Source organism: Tahibacter caeni (genome assembly GCF_024609805.1).
In the GTDB taxonomy this organism is placed as follows: Bacteria; Pseudomonadota; Gammaproteobacteria; order Xanthomonadales; family Rhodanobacteraceae; genus Tahibacter; species Tahibacter caeni.
On record NZ_JANFVR010000533.1, the window covers coordinates 1 to 2,080 of the forward strand.

At 72.5% G+C, this 2,080-nt stretch carries 3 protein-coding genes; all 3 read left to right on the forward strand.

Going from position 1 to position 2,080, the window contains the following annotated elements; translation table 11 throughout:
- Positions 1-632 (forward strand): ferritin-like domain-containing protein (locus NON22_RS23495; RefSeq protein ID WP_257389411.1); only part of this gene is annotated, 632 nt, incomplete at its 5' end.
- Entirely contained in the window at positions 632-1,825 is a 1,194-nt protein-coding gene (locus NON22_RS23500) for a hypothetical protein (protein ID WP_257389412.1), read from the forward strand. The genes NON22_RS23495 and NON22_RS23500, both read left to right, overlap by 1 nt.
- Positions 1,822-2,080: hypothetical protein (locus tag NON22_RS23505; protein WP_257389413.1), on the forward strand; the 259-nt coding region annotated here is incomplete at its 3' end. The genes NON22_RS23500 and NON22_RS23505, both read left to right, overlap by 4 nt.

The following is a 2,080-nucleotide window of genomic DNA, read 5'->3' on the forward strand; positions in this document are numbered from 1 at the left end:
TGCTCGTCGCGCCGCGCGCGCTGGCCCAGCGCGGGCTCGGCAGCGAAGCCGGCCGCGCGGCGCTCGTGCACGCGGTCGCGCACATCGAGTTCAACGCGATCAATCTGGCCTGGGACGCGGTCTATCGGTTTCGCGACATGCCGGCCGCGTTCTACGCGGACTGGATCGCCGTGGCCGCCGACGAGGCGCGCCATTTCACCTTGCTGCAGCGGCGGCTCACCGATTTCGGCCTGCGCTACGGCGACCTGCCGGCCCACGACGGGCTCTGGGACATGGCGCGGCGCACCGCCGGCAGCTGCCTCGAGCGCATGGCGCTGGTGCCGCGCGTGCTCGAGGCGCGCGGCCTCGACGTGACACCCGGCATGATCCAGCGCCTGCAGGCCGTCGGCGATACGGCCACGGTCGCGATGCTCGAACAGATACTCGCCGAAGAAGTGGCTCACGTCGCCGCCGGCACGCGCTGGTTCGGCTGGTGCTGCGAACGCGCCGGCGTCGATCCGGCCGATACCTTCGAGCGCCTGCTGCAGCAGTATTGCCGCGGCGCGCTGAAGGGACCGTTCAACCGGCGCGACCGGCTCGCCGCGGGCTTCACGCCGCTGGAGCTCGACCGGTTGGACGCGCTGGTGGCCTGATGCCGCGCGCGCTCGTCCTGCTCATCGTCGCGGTCTGGCTCGTGCTGATCGCCTGCTTCGTCGAACTGTCGCCGTTCCAGTCGCCCTGGCCGCGACAGCGGCAGCACATCGACGGCGCCGAGTTCGCCGCGTTCAGTGGCGCGCAGACCGACGGCAGCGCGCTCGCGGTCCCGGCCGCCGATGCCGACGGCGGCGCGCTGCTCGTTCGCAGCGTGGACATCACCGATGCGGCGGACTGGCCGGTGCTGCGCTACCGCTTCGCCGCGCTCGCGCCGACCTTGGAACTGGCTTTCGTCTACCGGCGCGCGGATTCGCCGCGTGACGTGCGCACGATTCCGCTGACGCGCGCGCGCGGCAGTGTCGGCAGCGTCGACCTGAGCCGCGAACAGGAATGGCGCGGCGCGATCAGCGAAATCGGTTTCGCGGTCTACCCGGTGACCCAGTCGGTGCCGGCGGCGCGTGCGTTCCATCCGTTCCGTCTCGAAAGCGCCGAGCTCTGGTCGCCGTCCTGGGCCGGCCGTCTTGCCGCCGTCGCGACCGAATGGTCGGGCCGGCGCAGCTGGTCGCTGATGTCGATCAGCGCGCTGGGCCCCGACAGCGGCGCGGTGCGCACGCGCTCGCCGGTGCTGCTGCTCGCGCTCGGCCTCGGGCTCACCGCGGTGCTGTTGCTGCAGTTCGCTCCGCAGCAACCGCGCCGGAACCTGAAAATCCTGGCCGTCGCCGCTGCCGTCGCCTGGCTGCTGCTCGACCTGCGCTGGAGCCTGAATCTCGCCGACCGGCATGCGGCGACGCGGCTGGCTTATGCGGGACTCGACTGGCCCGAGCGGCAGCGCCAGCTGCCCGATGCGGACCTGCTCGATGCGGCGGAACGCGTGCGCGCGACCTTGCGCGAAGCCGGCGCCGATCCCGACCGCGTGCGCCTGCTCGTCGACGCGGAGTCGGATTTCGTGCGCGCGCGTCTGATCTACCACCTCGCCCCGACCCGCACCGGCCCGGTGAACCTCGTCGGCTGGGGCGGTGCGAATTTCCTCAGCGAGCCGGTATACGTCGCGACCTATGCACAGGAGGCGCCGCGCTACGACGCGGAGCAGGGGCTGCTGCAGATCGACAGCGAACTGTCGTTGCCGGCCCAGGCGCTGCTCGACGCGCCGCCGCTGCATCTCTATCGCCTCGGTCACGAGGCGGCGCCATGACGCCGGGACTGCTGCTCGGCTGGCTCTGCAGCGTCGTGCTCGGCGCGGCGATCTGGCTTGCGGTCGCCGGCTGGCCGCGGCGTGCCGGCGACTTCCTCGCCGGCGCCGGTCATGCGGTCGTGCTCGGATTCCTCGCGACGGGCCTGCTCGTGGGCCTGCAGCGCGAGCCGGCCGGCGCGCAGCTGTTCGCGGCGGTCGTGCCGCTGCTGGCGACCGCGACGGCCGTTTTCGCCGGCATCGCGTTCTGGCGTCAGC

Bases quoted from the DNA above. Each gene is read 5' to 3' on its own strand.
- NON22_RS23500 (WP_257389412.1), top strand. From the start codon at position 632: ATGCCGCGCGCGCTCGTCCTGCTCATCGTCGCGGTCTGGCTCGTGCTG.